Below are 18,272 nucleotides of genomic sequence, written 5' to 3' on the forward strand. Positions count from 1 at the left end.
TCAAAATTTTACGGTTAAACCTAATGTCAATTTTCTCGCTAACGGGTAGTTACCTCCATTATCTATTCCCGTGGACGGATTTACAATTTCAGGATCCAATCCCGAGTAATTTGTCCACAATAACAGATTTTCACCCGTGAAGAATACCCGGATACCATCCAAGTGAATTTTACTTACAATATTTTGAGGAAGATTATACCCTATTGTTAATTGTTTCACCCGCATATAATTCACCCGTTCGATACGGGAATCAATCAACCCGCCATACTGTCCCGTGTATTCGCTTGACGATGCCTCCAATGCCGGGTAATCGGTCTCGTCTCCCGGTTTTTGCCAGAAAGTTTTGTCACGATAGTCAGTAAGAATAGGCATGAATTTTTTATCAAAAGCCAACGATGTTTTCATGTACATATCTATCATTTTCCGCCCTAACGAATAAGTCAACAGCAAGTTCAAATCAAATCCTTTCCACTTTATCTCGTTGGCAAAACCACCATAAGCGACAGGTAAAGCCGAACCGGCATAATACATATCATCTCCGTCAATGCATCCGTTCATATCCATGTCTTTCAATTTTCTCATCCCGACACGCATGGGATTAAATCGGTTTCCAAAATATAAGGGATTCTTATTTCCTATCTGGTCGGAATAAACCGGAATGTCTTTTTCATTTTGAACAAACCCTTCATCCTTATAAGCGTAAATTCCTGAAATCGATCTTCCAATGACAAAACCATCCATATCCATGTTCGTGTACGACTTCTCAAAACGATTCCAATTACGGGAAATATTAAATTTAGCTCTCCATTTCACTGCCGAGTTCCGAAGAATATCGATCAACGCTTCCAATTCGAGTCCTTCATTGGAAACTTCCATCACGTTCTGCCACTGACGATCCAAGAGGTAAACATCACCGGGAAGTTTCACGTTATACAACAAAGATTTGGTATACTTGTAGTAATAATCCATCTTCAATTTCAGACGATAATCAAAAATATCCAAATCCAAACCGATATCATATTGATCCGTCTCTTCCCAACTCAATCTAGTGTTCGAAAGAGTCTCCGGACGAACACCAACATTTCCCATGAAACTTCCCCCTATTTGTAAAGTGCCTAACGCAAGGTAAGCCTCGTCAAACTGCTGACCGGACCGTCCCCAAGACGCCCGAAGTTTTCCATAACTCATCCACCATATATCTTTCAGAAAATTTTCCTCCGAGTAAGCCCATCCCACGGCAACGGAAGGAAAAGTCGCCCAACGAACATCTTTCCCGAACACGGAAGAACCGTCTTTTCGAAGTGTAAATTCGGTCAAATACTTTTGTTTGTAATTGTACGCGATACGTCCGAAGCCGCTGACAAGCATTTTTCTTTCCGAATCAGACCGATATGCCTGTAAAGCAATCGGGTATCCGGTTGATTCATCTATCGTGAGAAAACCGTCCAGCACGTAATGTATATCGTTACTCGGGCTTCCCTTTCCACTACCGCTAAATTCATTTTTCACCCACCGGGAATAAGTGAATCCAAATAACAAATCAAAATGATGATTTTTCTTCAAATCGAATTTATAATTTAACAACTCTTCTGTCTGGAACATCATATATTGTTCGATTTGCCCTGTTGAGACACTCAAATTATCAGAACTCAAGTAACTGGGGTCAAAAGCATTTTTTTGTGTCTGCGTAAAATCCATTGCCACGTTTGCCGACAGATTCAATCCTTTCACGATTTCATAAGCTAAAGCCACACTTCCGCGAATATTAAATGAAAGATTGCTTTCCACACTGCCGTTCAACCTCTTCAGCGTTTCTGTTTCCACACTACTTCCTTTACCGGGTAATAAAGTAGAATTCTGCATGGGATCCACGGTCAAGGCTTCAATCTTGGTTCCTCCCCCAAAACCGGTATACCCGGCACCTTTACTTCTATCGGTATATGCCATATATACACGGGAATCCAATGTCAGATTCTTCCGCAAATTCGCATTCATGTTACTGATAAAATTCACTCGCTTAAAATCACTACCCAACATTATCCCTTTCTCGTTATACCACCCCAAACCGACCAAGTACTTGAAATTCTCGGAGCCTCCGGAAGCCTGCATATTAGCATTCAATATTTTACCGGTTCGAAAACAATATTTCCACCAATTCGTGGAATTATTATAAAAAGGGTTTATACTATCCTGCAACTGACGATACACTTCTCCATTTCTCATAGGAATACCACGATTCCAAAAGAAATCATAAGCACCATACTCTTTCTCGAACACGTCTTCGTAAGAATTCGGGAATATATAAGCACCATTGTCATCCTGATAAGCCATGCGCTCATTCCTTGCCACTAATATATGCCACAATCTTTCCCCGTGTCCGCTAATCTGAGTCGGAGTTTCGGGTAGAATGGAACTCGAATAGGATACGTTTGCCGAGAATTTGGCTTTACCTGTTTTTCCTTTTTTAGTCGTAATCAGAATCACCCCATTACTTGCCCGGGAACCGTAAATCGCTGCAGATGCAGCATCTTTCAATACTTCCACGGATTCAATCGTCGAAGGATCCAACTCGGCCAACGTGTTAGTACCCGTGACGGGAGAGGTAAAAGCCTGCATGGGAATACCGTCAATAACATACAGAGGAGAACCGTCATTAACTCCATCTATCAACAAAGAATTATACCCGCGGATATTCACTTTCGTTCCGCCTCCACCGGGAGAACCCGCGACATTATTAATTTCGACTCCCGCCATGTGTCCTTGAAGTAAATTCGCAAAACTGGCAGAAGGAATCTCTTCCAGATCTTTCGCTTTCACGGATGAAATAGAACTAATCAATTCCCTCTTATTCCGTTCTCCATAAGCGATCACGGTAACCTCATCCAAATCGGAGACTTCTTCTTCCAGTGTCACGGTCAATTCTTTCCCGGCTGTAAAAGGCACTTTTTTAGTTTCGAATCCCACGAAAGAGAATACAAGAATACCATTTTGCATGGGCAATTCAAGGGTAAATTTTCCTTCGTTATTCGTCGCCGTCCCCAAAGCCATTCCATCCACTTTTACCGTCACACCCGGCATCGTTTGCTTTTGTTTATCCAAAACAGTTCCGGAAATTCGGCAGGCTTTTACCTTTTCTTGCTCGGCTCTTTTAATAATGACTGTTTTCCCTTCTATCGAATACATCAATCCGGTCTTGCGCCCAATCAGCAAAGAATCAAGCGCTTGCTTCAAAGTCACAGATTGCAATTTTACTGTAATACCGGTATAGCCGCTCAATTCACTTGAATTGAACAAGAAATTGTAACGAGTCTGTACCCGCAAATTTTCAATAATTTTAATCAAAGATGTGTTTTGGACATCCAGATTCACTTTAATCGCATTATCCGTCTGTGCTTGAAGATTTATACTTCCCGTGAAGCACAAAAGCAACAGACAGACGCTCCACTTGGACAATTTTTCTCTCAATCCGAGAAAATTTCTAAGAAGTTGTTGTCGAGTTTCTCTCATAAAGTTTTTGTTATTAATGTGACATTTATATACAGCGACATTGTCAAGGAGATGGACCAACATCTCGTTTGCCTTTTCGCCGTTTATTCCGTTCTCTTGTTTACTTGTAAAAGTAGATTGTAGCAATCCTCTCAAATTTTCACCTCGAAACTTTTTCAAGTTTCTTCCTTGATATTTTGTTGTTTTTTCATAGATTTGTGTAATTAATGTGACTGTTGAAATATACAGCGACTTTGTACGCGAGAGATGGACCAACATCTCTCGTCGTTTTTTACCGCTTTTTAATAATAACTTTCTTTCCCGCTATCTCATAGGTAATATCCCCCATTTTTGAAATTACTTGCAGTGCTTCTTCCAAAGTTTTCGTCCGATCCATATAAATATGAAATCTCATTCCTTGCAACTCGGAAGACTCACAGACGATCTCTGCATCATACCAACGTGCCAACTCGTCCATAACTTGGTTCAGCAAAGCATTTTTGAAAACAAACTCCCCGTTTTTCCAAGCCAATACCGCCATCAGATCCGCCTCCCGTACCGAAAGCGAACGATCCGCCGTCGCAATTTCGCACAACTCTCCGGGTTGCAACAAGACTGAATCTCGGCCTGATGAAACCTCCACTTTTCCGGAAACCAAGGTGGCAAAGGTATTTTGTCCCATATACGCTTTCACGTTAAATTGAGTCCCTAGCACACGTATATTCCCGCCTTGAAATTCCACAAGAAAAGGGTGGTTTTCATCCCGGACAACATCAAAATAAGCCTCTCCGCTTAAAAATATCTTTCGTTCCGTTCCCGTGAAAGTATTCGGAAACCGCATACGGGTTTCTGAATTCAATATTACAGTTGTTCCATCCGAAAGGATCAACGAGTATTCTGCCCCTCTAGGTACAACGATCTCACTATATTCCACGACAGGGGCAACCTGTTCGTTATCAATCTCCCGTTTTTCCTGAACGGTGGCACTCTCCATATTCACCTCGAATCCCGGAATCTTCATGGACAAAGCTTTCTCTCCCGTGATCTCGTGAGTACTACCATCCGGCAAAATCAATTTCACACCTTTGGAATGTGCCACTTCCAATGGCAATATTTTCTCTCCCGCTTCTTTTTCCTTTATGGTTTCCATCCACAAGACCGCACCTACAACGCTTGCCACACACGCCGCAACGGCAACCCACCGCCGCCAAGCAATCATCCGTTGCTTCTTCCGGGGCAACGCCATCCGCTGCCACATTCGCTCAACTCGTCGGGATTCCTCCTCGATTCCTGACACCTCACCCCTGTAATACTCTTCCGCATCCTTCAGAAACCGTTTCCTTTCCTCCGCTCCTTCCATCCAGACTCTCACGTCTTCCCGCTCTTCCTCGGAAGCCTTACCCGAAACTACCCGTCTGATTTTATCTATTTCCATGATTTTTCATTGTCTTTATTATTAAGACAACGTTAGGGAAAAATGGGGGACAAAAAATAATTGAAAATTGAAAGTTGAAAATTGAAAATTACTTTACACGATTGATAACAAACAAGTTAATTAGATATATTTTTTTAAACTGTGACAAGTATCCGTATATCGTTCTTCAGGCAATCCGGTACTATCAGAGCATCATTTAGTATAGATATATCTTCAATGAATAGCAAATTCAAGGTAAAAATATAGATATTTCTATTCAATCTTGACAAGTTCACTTACCGCATATAGAGGCAAATTAACTAACCATTCTTCTTTCCGGTAATCAGACATTGAAGTTCGAACCGCTAATTCGGGTTTATATTTTTTTGAAAAAAAACGAAGGCTTTTTGCTTGTAAATTCTCGGATGCCTTAACTTCCACCGGGATCAAGAGGTGCTGATATTGAATCAAGAAATCTATTTCTCCATCTGATTTATCAGAAGACCAATAATAAATAGACAAATCCGGATCAGACAATAGTTGCTGTAATACAAATTGCTCTGTCAAAGCACCCTTGAACTCTACAAAAACAGTATGTCCATCCAATAAAGTTTTGGCATCCAACGCGGTCATTGCCCCAAGTAAACCGACATCAACAACAAATAATTTGAACGCGGAGAAATCTTCATAAGCTTTCAATGGCAGCGCGACCTTAGTGACACGATTTATTTTATGCACCAAACCGCAATCAATCAACCAAGTAATCGCCAATTCAAATTCCTTCGCCCTCGCCCCCTGCCGAATTAATCCATAAACAAACTTTCGATTTTCTTTTGACAATTGTGCCGGAATAGAATTCCATACCATTCGAATCCGGGGAACGACTTCAACTGGAGCATGTTTCGAAAAGTCCTGCTCATACGCATCCAGAATTTGTCGTTGTAACTCCCGCACTTCCTTCAAATCCGTATGACGTACAAAACTCGCAACCACTTCCGGCATCCCTCCCACGTAGTAATATTGTTTTAGTAATTCTATATATTTTGTTTTATAAGCAGTAATCAATTGCCATTGTTTTTGGTGCAGGAGATCGACTAGAGCATCCTCTCCCGCGGCACTCAAAAACTCCATAAAGCTCAACGGGTACAAATCGACAAATTCCACTTTACCTACCGGAAAAGAAGTATTCTGATGTAACGCGATTCCCAGCAAAGAGCCGGCAGCCACCACATGATATTCCGGGGCATTCTCGTAAAAATACTTCAAAGAAGTGATAGCTCTTTCTGCCTCTTGTATCTCATCGAAAATAATTAATGTTTTACCCGGTTCCGGCTTTACACCTGTCGTTATTTGAATTCCCAATAAAATACGAGATATCTCAAAATCATCTAAAAAAAGATTTTTTGCCTGTCGATCATTCTCAAAATTAATGTAAGCAAAATTTTCATACTCTACACGAGCAAATTCTTTCATTAACCAAGTTTTACCAACTTGACGAGCCCCGCGTATTATTAGCGGTTTTCTTGAATCCTTTTGTTTCCATTCCCGCAGGAAATCCAATGCTTTTCTTCTCATAACAACCCTCTCTTTCATTTCTTGATACATAAACTCGGCGGAGTTTTCGTGCAAATATACACTTTTTCGGCGGAGTTTTTGTAATTTATTACATTTTTTCGGCGGAGTTTCTGTATGCAAATATAAATCACAAAAATCAAGAATCGCTAAATCACAGAATAGACGCACGTCTCGCGCAGTCCCCAATCATAAATCTAAAATCATAAATCTAAAATTAAATCGTTCCCTTCAAGATCATAAACGCATAGAGTAACGGCAAGGATTCCCGGATAAATTTGTAAGCTCGTTTCACGTGGGTATGGACGGATGTTTCCGAGATATCAAGTTCACGAGCGATCTCTTTGTAACTCATGTTCCGGAATATCTTTAGTTCCAATACTTTTTGTTGTTGGTCGGGTAATTTTTGCAGGCACTCTTGAACTTTCTCGAATAAAGCACTATTATCCTCGTACTCCAGCGTACCGACGTATATCAATGCTTCCGTCAGTTTCGTCCGGTTAGAATCTTCCACTTGGAGATGTTTATAATAATTCAGACAAGAATTTTTCACGGAAGAATAAAGATAACTGCTGATATTGGTTTCATCCGGCAGAGAAGCAGCCATTGACCACAGGCGCATAAAAGTATCCTGCACGATATCTTCTGCCGTATCTGCATTCATGGTATAGGCTAAAGCGAACCTGTATAATTTGGGACTCATCTCCCGAAATACCTGTTCGAAAACCTCACTTGAATTGTCCTTCAATCCTTTAACCCAATCCTCTTCTGCTATGTCACGCCCGTCATACCTCATTATTGGAATAAATATTTTTCCAAAAATAGAGAAAGTTTCCCTTTCACCAAAATCTTTGACACGAAAACACCCGAGAAAGCAAAAAAGTCCGTAAGGTTTATCACGATATTATAAACTTTACGGACTTTATAGTTTAATGAACTTTATCTTATTTCCCCTTCCTTCGGATCAGCACCAGTATTCCCAGCAAAAGAAGCAATGCCGGCAATACCCACTTCAACACGATTTGCAAGGTTCCCCCGGCATCCATACCCAAGTTCAGCTTATTATCAATAGGATCGGGACGGGTAGTATCCACCGGTAATTCCTCGTAAGACAGCCAGTCGAACATCGACATAATCAAGTCCCCGTTCGCCGACGATATCCCCCGGCGGGTTGTGGACAGTTCGCCCATGCTGAAACAATCGGCATCACCGAGCACGATAATCCGTTGTTGTTTCCCGGCATGCTCCCGTTCCAATCCGACCATCGTCGTTTTCACCCCGGCACGCTCTCCCGCTTTCGGGTTCAGGCGTGCCGTGTCATTCACGAAATCGATCGTTTCCAATTCATTCCAAGCGGCAGAATCCCGCCCTTGAAACAAAGGCATTACACGGAAACCCTTCTCCGCTTTCTGCTCGATAGCCAAGGCTCCCGGCATCACCAGAGACGCGGGACGGCGTCCCATGTTCGTGTTCACGTACAGACTCTTCCACAGGCGGGATATCTCTTGAGCCTCCTCCGTTGCCCGGCAAAGAAACAAATGCGGGGGATATTCGTCAATCTGTTGTTGCACCAGAATACCCGGTTCGAAACTCAATCCTAAATACTCCATCAAAGGAGTCAAATGGGAATAACTCTTCGGTTTTCCGGCGATCACCAGATTCCTCCCGCTTTCCACGTAACGATACAAAGTTTTCAACTCTTCGTTCGTGAAAGGTTCCAAAGGTTCCGCCACAACAAGCACGTCCAAACTATCCAACACCCCCGGGTTACGCTTCAAATTCACGTCAGTCACGTCAAACCCTTGATTCAGTAACGACTTCCGGTACATTTTCTCGGCAACCATATAAGAATAATCCCGATTCTTATCCCCGACAATCGAACGGGCGCCATGATCCGACAAGAAACCCACTTGAGGCAACTTCATCGCAATTCGTTTCAACGCCGCGGAAATCTCCGTTTCACCCGGAAGACGATTCATGTCGGCATATACCCGTAGAAAAGTTTTTTGCCCGTTATCCCGTTCGATCAAAGCCACGAAACGATACCCCTCGTCACTTAAATCTATATTTCTTAGCGCCTCTTCTCTAGCCAGTTCCTCCGGGGAAAGATATTTTCCCAACCGGGTTCCCTGCAATTTAGCCGCATCCTTAGCCGCCCCGTACAAAGTCTTTTCCGGGTATCTCTTTTTAAAAGCCTCGGTCGTCGTGTCCGTGTAATAATAAAAGACATAATCGAGTTTGGTTTCCGGTTTGAAACGGATATACCGCTCGTAACGGGCTATATCACTATTGATACCTTTCGTCGTTATGCTGTGAATGCTCCCGAACAGATTCACGTAAGTCGTTATCTTCAATCCGCCGTCCAACTGTGCCACGATATCCTGACTCGCTTGTGTTAAAGTATTGCTCTTCGTGTGTGTCGAATCATGATACCACTTCATCGTCGGACGGGAAGTCAGATACCCCAAGAAAACCGCCGCGAGAAACACCCCGAGATAACGCGCGGCTTTCCCTGCAAAAGAACAGCTCTCCCGCCGCAACTGCAATTTCAATATCGCGAAACACAGGAACATCACGCTCATAAGCACGAAATACAAAATATCTTCACTGCAAATCAATCCCTTGATAAACGTGCTCGCCCTACCGCCAAGCGACAACCAATACGTGATTTCCCGCACGAAGGTAAATTCCTGCCAGATACCGGAAACCAGATTCAGCAAGGTCAGCAAGGCAAACATTCCTATTGCCGCCACGATCGGGTAAGTAGTCAACGTCGACATGAAAAGCCCGATAGCCGCGTAAAGCCCGAACAAAAAATACAATCCCAACAAACCCGCCAACACTGCCGACCAATCGAACGACTCCACGAGGCATCCGGCTATCAGCACGTAAACCAACAGGAATGCCATCATCAACAAACCGTACAGCATGATGCCCAAGTATTTTCCAAGCACGATATGCCTGCCCGTGATCGGGGCTGAAAAAAGCAACTTGATAGATCCCCTGTTAAATTCCTGACTAATCAACCCCATCGTCAACAAAGGCATCAATAAATATAGGAACTGACTCACTCTCGACCACAATCCCCCCATGGGGGTATAAAATATCACCCGGGATATCGCGTACAATCCCCTGCTTCCCAATTCTTGCCGCCTTGCCAGCATCTCCATCATATCGGCAAATCCCATACCTGTCATAAACACGAAAAGCACGAGTAAAAGCCACGCTACCGGCGAATAAAAAAGATTTGACAACTCCAAACGGGCTATCCTGTATATTGCTCTCATAATTTTTCCTCCATATTAAATTATTTCCCTGACAATTTAGCGAACACGGCTTCCATCGAGCTTTTCTCGACCTTAATTTCCGTCATTTCCCATCCCCGTGCCACACTCTCCCGGATAATCAGCTTTATCGTATCCCGATCCCCGTCATACGTCAGGCGGACACCATGACTTCCCACGCTTTCCGCCCGTCTGATGCCGGGCATCGCCATCAATTCATCCGGCAAAGGGGGCAAATCGAAAGTGGCGTAAAGCGTGTTCGGCTCGATATAACTATCAAATTCATCCACGCTGCCGGAAAAAACAACCCGCCCGTGTTCAATCATCTTGATCGTGGAACAAGTAGCCTGCACCTCCGACAAGATATGCGTCGAGAGCATCACGGTACGCTCCTCGGCAATATCCCGGATCAACTGGCGCACTTCCAGTATCTGATTCGGGTCCAACCCGTTCGTGGGCTCGTCCAGCACCACGAACTTCGGATCGTGCAGAATAGCCTGCGCGATACCCACGCGTTGCTGGTAACCGCCCGAAAGATTACGCAACAAGCGGTCTTTCATGTGCGTGATCCCGCAACGTTCCTCCGCTTCCCCGATAGCCGTCTTGATCTTTTTCCTGTCCATCCAGTGAATCTCCGCGCAAAAACGAAGATACTCGTCCACCGTCAAATCGGGATAGAGGGGTGGTTTTTGTGGTAAAAAACCGATATATTTCCGGGCAGCCACCGGGTGTTTCAACGTATCGAACCCGTTAATAAATACCTTCCCTTGAGTTTGTTTCAACACACCGCAAATAATATTCATCGTTGTCGACTTCCCCGCCCCGTTCGAGCCCAGCAAACCCACTACACCGGAGCCGTCGATCTCGAAACTGATGTCCTCGATCGCCCACTGTGTCGTGTAACGATGATACAAATGTTCAACTTTTACAATTGGATTTTCCATACATACGATTTTAATTCATAACTTTGATCAAGCGTCTCTTTCACGAGCCTTGCTTTTTTATAACACTTCAAAAACAAAAAAGTACCGACTTATAATTCAAAAAAGCTGCCCGTTTCCGGACAGCCTTCCATCTTGTGTTGTTGTTCAAGATGATTTATAGAAAAGCACGCACATTTTTATCACTCGTAACGGATAGCGTCTATCGGGTTCAGCCGGGATGCCTTGCGGGCGGGATACCAACCGAAGAAAACACCCGTGAACGTGCAGACAAGAAACGATATCACCACGGAGTACAGTAACACGGATACAGGCCATCCCAGCAAAGAACTGAGAACCAAAGAAACCCCGATCCCTAACCCCACGCCGATAATCCCGCCAGACACGCTGATAATAATCGACTCGATCAGGAACTGGAACAATATATGCCGTCCCTTGGCACCGATAGACATACGCAAACCGATTTCCCTCGTGCGCTCGGTGACGGAAACGTACATGATGTTCATGATTCCGATGCCACCGACAAGCAAAGAGATACCACCGATACAAGCCAAGAGTATCGTCAACACCTTCGTCGCCATCGTCAACACTTTACTCATCTCTTCCAACGAACGAACGGTGAAATCATCTTCCTGCCCCACGGGAATACGATGTGTCTGCCGCAACACTCCCGTGATCTCCTGCATCATCTTGCCCGTGTACTTCTCGTCTATCACCGAAACGTAAATGCCATGCATGTAAGGGATGGCTAGCAATCTTTTCTGTATTGTCGTGAAAGGTGCCAAGATGATATCATCTTGATCCCGCCCCATGGAATTATAACCTTTAGGAGCCAAAACTCCAACAACACGAAAAGGCACTTTATCAAAACGGATCACCTGCCCGAGAGGGTCTTCCCCGTTCTTGAAAAGATTGTCCACGATTGTCTGCCCCACCACACACACTTTAGCGGCATTCTTCATGTCCTGATCGCTGAACATCTCCCCCCGGTTGACCGTCAAGCGGCGGATGTCCATGTAGTCCTCGTTAATACCGTATACCGTGGTCGGGGCATTATTCGGGCCGAAAATGGCTTGCCCCGACTTCGACACGTAAGGGGAACAACTCTCCATGTAGGGGACTTCCGAAACGATGGCCTGATAATCCTCCAACTTCAAGGTCTGGACAAGTACCCCGTTCTGCCGGATTCCCCCGACCATGGCATTCGTGGGATTGACCACCACCATGTTAGCCCCAAGTTCCTCGATCTGTTTCTCTATCGTGTACTTCGAACCCTCGCCAATGGCAAGCATCGAGATCACCGAACTGACACCGATAATGATACCCAACATCGTCAGGAACCCTCGCAATTTATTATTACTCAAAGCCCGAAGGGCTATTACTATCAAATTACCGTAATTCATTTATTCATTTTAGATTTATGATTTATGATTTCAGATTTATGATTATCATCCTCCCTAACTAACGCTTTTATTAATCATAAATCGTAATTCATAAATCGTAAATTAATTAATTTCTTTAGGTAACGCCTCCAGCATTTGCCGGGCGGAACCAATTCTGGAGTTTTTCTTATCCTCGACAACCCGACCGTCACGGAGTAATATGTTGCGACTACTGAACTCCGCTATTTCCGGGTTATGCGTCACGAAAATGATCGTTCTCCCCTCGGCGTGCAGCCGCTGGAAGAGTGCCAAAATCTCGTAAGAAGTGCGAGTATCTAGGTTACCCGTCGCCTCGTCCGCCAGCAAGATTACGGGATCGTTCACCATAGCTCGAGCGATTGCCACCCGCTGTTGCTGTCCCCCGGACATCTGGTTGGAACGATGATTCACCCGGTTCTCCAGGCCTACCGCTTTCAAGGCATCCAACGCTTTTTCCTTTCTTACCCGTTTGGAAACGGACGGGTTGTATAACAAGGGCAACTCCACGTTTTCCAGTGCCGTAGTTTTCGGTAACAGGTTATAAGATTGGAAAATAAAACCTATCTTCAGATTCCGGTAAGAAGCCCTGTCATTTTTCCCCATTTCCCGCACGGGCTTCCCGTCCAAGTAATACTCCCCCGACGTGGGAATATCCAGACAACCCAGCATATTCAACAACGTGGATTTGCCCGAACCGCTCGTGCCCATGATGGTCACGAACTCCCCCGGTTGGATCGAAAAAGAAACTCCCCGCAAAGCGTGTACCGTTTCCGAACCTACCACGAAATCACGGCAAAGATTCTCTATTCTGATTATATCTTTCATCTCTTTACTTCTGGCATAAATTTAATGAGGACGCTGCCCTGTCATATTAGGCATCAAGGGATTTCCACCTGGTTTAGTTTTTATGGATTCTGTCGCTTTAGCGGGTAAATGTACTCCCGTAATTACTTTTTCCCCGGCTTGAACACCTTCCAGTACTTCCGTGTAAATCCCGTCAGAGATTCCGGTACGCACGTTTTTATTCTTCAATCCCTCGGCGGCCTGTACCCAAACAGATTTCGTTTCTTTCATCCCCGGTTGCACCTTTGTTTTCTCGGGAGCAATGAGTTCCCCGTCTTCATTCTCGGGCTGGAAGCGCAGGGCACGCAAGGGAATCATCAAAACATTCGTCTTCTCGTGCGTCAACACCGTGATACTCGCCGTCAAACCCGGTTTCAACTTCAAATCGGGATTCGGTGCGTCAATCACCACCTCGTAAGTAACCACGTTCGACATCACGATCGGTTCCAAACGCACCTGCGTCACGGAACCCTCGAAATGTTCGTCCGGGAAGGCGTCCACGGTGAAGATCACTTTCTGCCCCTCTTTCACCTGACCGATATCAGCCTCGTCAACGTCGGCAATAACCTGCATCTTTCGCAAATCATTCGCTATCACGAATAACTTCGGCGTGTTGAACATCGCCGCCACCGTCTGCCCCTCGTCCACCGCTCGGGAAATAACCACCCCGTCTATCGGCGAGTATATCATGCAATAATTCAGGTTCGTCTTCGCTTTCAATAAATCAGAACGAGATTTCTCCAAAGTTCGACGAGCTTTTTCATATTGATATTCGGCAGTTTCGTAATCTGAATCGCTAACCAGATTCTTGGCGTGCAATCCCGCCAGACGCTCGTGATTTTTCTTCTGGTAATCGTACTCGTTCTGGTTGGAATAATGGGTTGCCAACTGTGACTCGTACTCCGATTCCAGCACGGTTTTATCCAGTTCAGCGATAAGCTGCCCCCTTTTCACCTCTGAATTATAATCCACTAGAATACGGGCTATCGTGCCGGAAACCTGTGTCCCGACTTCTACCTGCGTGATCGGCTCTATCGTACCGGTGGCAGTAACAGTATTACGAATATCCCCTTTTTTAACCTCGAACACCTCGTAATTCACCGTTTCTTTCTCTCTCGGCCGAAAGGAGAAAAACAACAAAATACTCCCCACTACAATCGCTATTATAATAACTATCTTTTTCATTTTCAATTATTTTATATATCAATCGGTTCATTCCTGTAAAAATTCAACAACTTGAAAGCGAGAACCGCTTGGTATTTCGCTTGTATCTGTTCCTGCAACGCGGACAGGTAATTGTTCTTCTCCACCAGCAAATCAACCGGGTTCTTCATCCCCGCATCAAATTCCTCCTGTACCTGCCGGTAACTCGTGTAAGCCGATTTTACCCGTTGGTTGGCTGCCATGTACCGGCTTTGGGCGGCAACAACATCTTGATGTAATGATTCCACCGTTTGCAACAAATTTTTACGGGTATTCTGCTCGTCTAAACGTGACTGTTCGGTTTGAAGTCTTGCTTTTGAAACATTCAAACGAGCTTTCTTCCGGTTCGTGATCGGGATACTGATATTAATCCCGATGTTCTCAACCAAACGATCGTCTATTTGAGAGAAATAGGAACCGCTACCCTTGGAATCGTACCCGGTGGAAACGGAAGCCGAGAGCGAGACACTCGGCAAGTAATCCCCCCGGGCTATCTTTTCACCCACGATTGCCGACTCTACGTTCAACTGGCTGCTTTTCACCTCCGGCATCAGCCGTAAGGCTTCCCGGTAAACATCCTGAAGACCGGGAATCAAGACAAGCACGCTTTCCTCGTCCAGTTCCGGGAACACCACGTCAAATTCCTCTTCCGGTTCCAGTTCTAAAAGTTGCTTTAATTGCAACTTGGAAAAAGCCAGATCGTTCTCGGCTTGTACTACCCGGTATTGGTCACTGCTGTACTGCGATTCCATTTGCGCGAAATCGCTCGCGCTGATAGAACCCGCGTCAAGCAAGGCTTTCGACCGTGCCAGTTGCTCACCGGAACTTTCCAGCGTCTGCCTGTCCGTTTTTAAAGTCTCGTTCGCGTACAGGATTTGCAGGTACGCCTTCGTCACCGATATCTCGATATCGTTTTGGGCGACAAGCACATCTTGTGTCACGGCTTTTTCCAACAGCTCTTGCTGCCGGATGGAACGGGAGAGTTTCCCCCCTTGGTAGAGAGTCATGTTCCCGCTGAGCGAGTAACTGCCCGTGTAGGCACTTGACGATTTCAACGTCCCGTTTGTACCCGCCTTTTTCTGGTGCCCCCAACCTTGAGTTGAAGAAAAATCAAGTGACGGTAATTGCTGGGCTTTTGCCCGGGAAGATTCAACCAAAGTATTTTCCAATGATACCCGGGCATATTCCACCTGCAAGTTATGCTCCCGGGCGTGCTCGATACATACCCGTAAAGACCAAGGCTTTTGTTGTGTCAACCCGTCACGCACACTCGAAATAATGATACACGTGCACGCTAAAAACACAATGCATCCTCTTCTCACGCTTCTCGAACGTGAATAAACATCATCTAACATTCTCATAAATAAATTCTTGAAGTTTTATCTTACTCTCGAGCGAATGATTTCCACGATTCGTTCGTTATTAATAATAATCATCCCGTGCTTGTCACTCGTGATTCCACTTTCCAGTTTGTACGTGTAAGTCGGCACCTTGTCTTTCATCACGGTCGGGAGATATGCGAAAGTCACGTTATCACACGTCTTCCCTAATTCTTGACCAACCTCAATGATATGCGTGGAGATCATGAAAGAACAAGCCCGACGATTTGCCAAAGTCCGTGTCACTGCCAGCGTGGCGTCGAAAGCGTCTTTCACGTTCGTACCCTTGAATAACTCGTCAAAGATCACGACCAATCGTTTTGACAAACTCACTTCCACGGCCACTTTTTTCACCCGTAAAACCTCGGCGTAAAAATGGCTGTATCCCAAGTTAATGTTGTCCGGCACGTTGATTGAAGTATATATCCCGTCCTGTACCGTGAACTCCATACTTTTCGCCGCCACGGGGAATCCCATGTGTGCCATGTAAACAGCTATGCCGAAAGATTTCATCAACGTGGATTTACCTGCCATGTTCGCTCCCGTCAGGAAAAAGATATTCCTATTTTTCGTGATTTCCAGATCGTTAGACACCGCACCCGGAAGAGCGGGATGAAACAAACCCCGTATCCCCATGGAAACCTCACTATCCGCATAAGCCACCGGAAAACAAAATTCCCGCTCCCGGGCAACCCGCCCTACCACGGTATTCAAGTCTATTTCATAAAATAATTTCACGAAATCAACGAGTTTCTTGTTTAAATCACAACGCAATATCTTGTCAAACTTAAACATCTCGCTCAAACTTAGCTTTTCTCCCCGAAAACCCAACACACGGGCAAGCGCCTTGTCCCGCAACAGGGAATGTCCCCACTTGATTCTCTCTTCCAACGGGTTTCCCGTGATTGTCTTGACAATCTCGTCTAAATACCCCTGGGCTTTTTGCAAGAAAAACAACGTGGTTATCACTTGTTCATGCCACTGATTTATAACGGTATCATTTCCTATTAATTCCAGCGTTTTCGCCCTTAATAGAACCGCCAGATTAAATACCCAATGTTTACCGCTGGCGCCCGACAAATATTGCTCCACGATATCACACTCTCTCGTTTCGCCGGGAAAAGCAATATCATGCTCTTTGAAATACCGGAAGATTTGGGTTCGTCGGTTAATCTCCGCGGCATCCGTCAAAGGATTGAGAAACATCCTTTCCAGCAGGCGTTCACCCCCGCGTGTTACCGTATTACAAAAAATACTGTAAACCGAATTATTCTTGTACCGCCCCAAGATATTCAAATCCTCCAATGTCTGCTTGTCTGTCTCGAAACTCATAACGTGCCCCCTTCCCCGTTTATTATTTCTATTATCTTCTCGTTGTTGATAATGATCATCCCGTGACGATCATTCGTGATTCCCTCTGTCAATTGATACGTGTATCTCGGCACACTTCCTTCCATCACCGTCGGCAAGTAAACGAAACGGATGTTTTTACAACGCTCCTTTAAAACCTGCCCCACTTCAATGATATGAGTCGAAATCATGAACAAACAATCCGGTATCCCGGCAAACGCTTCCGTCACCACCAACGTGGCATCATAAGCATCTTTCACGTTCGTGCCCCGGAAAAGTTCGTCAAACACGACGACCAGATTTTCCGTCTGGCACAAGTGCTGTGCCACTTTCTTGACACGCAACACCTCGGCATAAAAATGACTGTACCCCATGCTCAGGTTGTCCGGCAAGTTAATGGTCGTGAACATCCCGTTACGCACGGAAAACACCATCTCCTCTGCCGGCACGGGAAATCCCGCGTGAGCCAGAAACAAGGCTATCGTGAAAGACTTCATGAATGTTGATTTACCCGCCATATTCGCTCCCGTGAGAAATATGACATTGCTGTTCTTGTCCACGTTAATGGTGTTCCCCACGGGTTTCTTCAGGAACGGGTGAAAAACGCCTTTCATCTTCAACACGTTTTCCCCCGCCGGCAAAGCTTTGGCAAACACGAAATTCCGTTCTCTGGCAACTTCACCCACGGTAATATACACGTCCATCAAGTATATATTGTACATCATCTTGAATAATTTACTCCGCTCTTCAAACCGGAACACCTTATCGTATTTTACCGCTTGCTCGTAATTTACTTTCTTCTTCCCTTTCTCCTGCCGATACCAATTCCATTTCTCATTGGCGAGCAATGTTTTCAGTTCGTCATTGGCTTTCTTGACATTCTGGTCACTCGCTTCACCCCCGGAATCCAGAAAGTCATTCAAGGTATTCAACATTTCCAGACATCCCATGATTCCATTGTGTATCCATGTATAATCCGTGTCGGAACCCATGATGTTTTTTACCTTCCGTCCCAAGGTATTGTCCTGTGCCATCAACTGAGTCCTGCTGTCCGTGTTATTCAGGTAAAATTCAATCGCATCAAATATTGCCCCCCGAAAAGGAAAGGACATCCGGCTATCCATGTAATAGGCGATAGCCTTACTCCGGCTTTCAATGGCATCAATTTCAGAAAGAGGATACTGGAACATCTCTTCCAGCAACCGGGCACCCCCGCGAGAGTGAGTCCGGTTGAAAATCTCATAAACAGACTGGTTCTTACCCGTGCCGAATATAGCCAAATCCGTCAATGTTTGCTTATCTATTTTGAAACTCATGATTCAATTTATGATTTTAGATTTTAGATTTACGATTCAATCATCCGGCCTTCCGAAATCATA

At 45.0% G+C, this 18,272-nt stretch carries 12 protein-coding genes; all 12 read right to left on the reverse strand.

Translation table 11 applies throughout. From position 1 onward, the window contains the following. The 12 genes from CS948_RS18040 to CS948_RS18095 all read right to left on the reverse strand — a co-directional run bounded on the left by CS948_RS18040 (window position 1) and on the right by CS948_RS18095 (window position 18,209). Window positions 1–3,507 (reverse strand): SusC/RagA family TonB-linked outer membrane protein, encoded by a 3,507-nt coding sequence (locus CS948_RS18040; protein ID WP_099294675.1) that lies wholly within the window; start codon window positions 3,505–3,507, stop codon window positions 1–3. A 271-nt stretch (window positions 3,508–3,778) separates the two neighbouring features. After that, window positions 3,779–4,921, reverse strand: coding sequence for a FecR family protein (locus tag CS948_RS18045; protein ID WP_099293355.1), 1,143 nt, complete (start codon window positions 4,919–4,921; stop codon window positions 3,779–3,781). 252 nt (window positions 4,922–5,173) lie between these two features. Further along, window positions 5,174–6,475 carry an ATP-binding protein gene (locus CS948_RS18050; protein ID WP_099294677.1) on the reverse strand — a complete coding sequence of 434 codons (1,302 nt, stop codon included), beginning with the start codon at window positions 6,473–6,475 and terminating at the stop codon, window positions 5,174–5,176. A gap of 214 nt (window positions 6,476–6,689) precedes the next feature. Next, window positions 6,690–7,268 carry an RNA polymerase sigma-70 factor gene (locus CS948_RS18055; protein ID WP_099293357.1) on the reverse strand — a complete coding sequence of 193 codons (579 nt, stop codon included), beginning with the start codon at window positions 7,266–7,268 and terminating at the stop codon, window positions 6,690–6,692. Between the two features lie 148 nt (window positions 7,269–7,416). Beyond that, on the reverse strand, window positions 7,417–9,759 hold the full coding sequence (locus tag CS948_RS18060) for a Gldg family protein (RefSeq protein ID WP_099293359.1): 2,343 nt from the start codon (window positions 9,757–9,759) through the stop codon (window positions 7,417–7,419). A 20-nt stretch (window positions 9,760–9,779) separates the two neighbouring features. Further along, window positions 9,780–10,700: an ABC transporter ATP-binding protein gene (locus CS948_RS18065; protein ID WP_099293361.1), complete on the reverse strand. Its 921-nt coding sequence runs from the start codon at window positions 10,698–10,700 to the stop codon at window positions 9,780–9,782. Between the two features lie 179 nt (window positions 10,701–10,879). Then, window positions 10,880–12,100 carry an ABC transporter permease gene (locus CS948_RS18070; RefSeq protein ID WP_099293371.1) on the reverse strand — a complete coding sequence of 407 codons (1,221 nt, stop codon included), beginning with the start codon at window positions 12,098–12,100 and terminating at the stop codon, window positions 10,880–10,882. A gap of 102 nt (window positions 12,101–12,202) precedes the next feature. Next, a complete protein-coding gene (locus CS948_RS18075; protein WP_099293373.1) occupies window positions 12,203–12,943 on the reverse strand; it encodes an ABC transporter ATP-binding protein in 741 nt (246 codons plus the stop codon). 21 nt (window positions 12,944–12,964) lie between these two features. Next, window positions 12,965–14,146: an efflux RND transporter periplasmic adaptor subunit gene (locus CS948_RS18080; protein WP_099293375.1), complete on the reverse strand. Its 1,182-nt coding sequence runs from the start codon at window positions 14,144–14,146 to the stop codon at window positions 12,965–12,967. Between the two features lie 11 nt (window positions 14,147–14,157). Beyond that, on the reverse strand, window positions 14,158–15,525 hold the full coding sequence (locus tag CS948_RS18085; protein WP_099293377.1) for a TolC family protein: 1,368 nt from the start codon (window positions 15,523–15,525) through the stop codon (window positions 14,158–14,160). A gap of 18 nt (window positions 15,526–15,543) precedes the next feature. Beyond that, entirely contained in the window at window positions 15,544–16,875 is a 1,332-nt protein-coding gene (locus tag CS948_RS18090) for a hypothetical protein (protein ID WP_099293379.1), read from the reverse strand. Continuing rightward, entirely contained in the window at window positions 16,872–18,209 is a 1,338-nt protein-coding gene (locus CS948_RS18095; RefSeq protein WP_099293381.1) for a DNA mismatch repair protein, read from the reverse strand. The genes CS948_RS18090 and CS948_RS18095 overlap by 4 nt, the downstream gene beginning before the upstream one ends. Window positions 18,210–18,272 lie beyond the last annotated feature (63 nt).

This window comes from Butyricimonas sp. Marseille-P3923 (assembly GCF_900184685.1).
Classification (GTDB): Bacteria; Bacteroidota; Bacteroidia; order Bacteroidales; family Marinifilaceae; genus Butyricimonas; species Butyricimonas muris.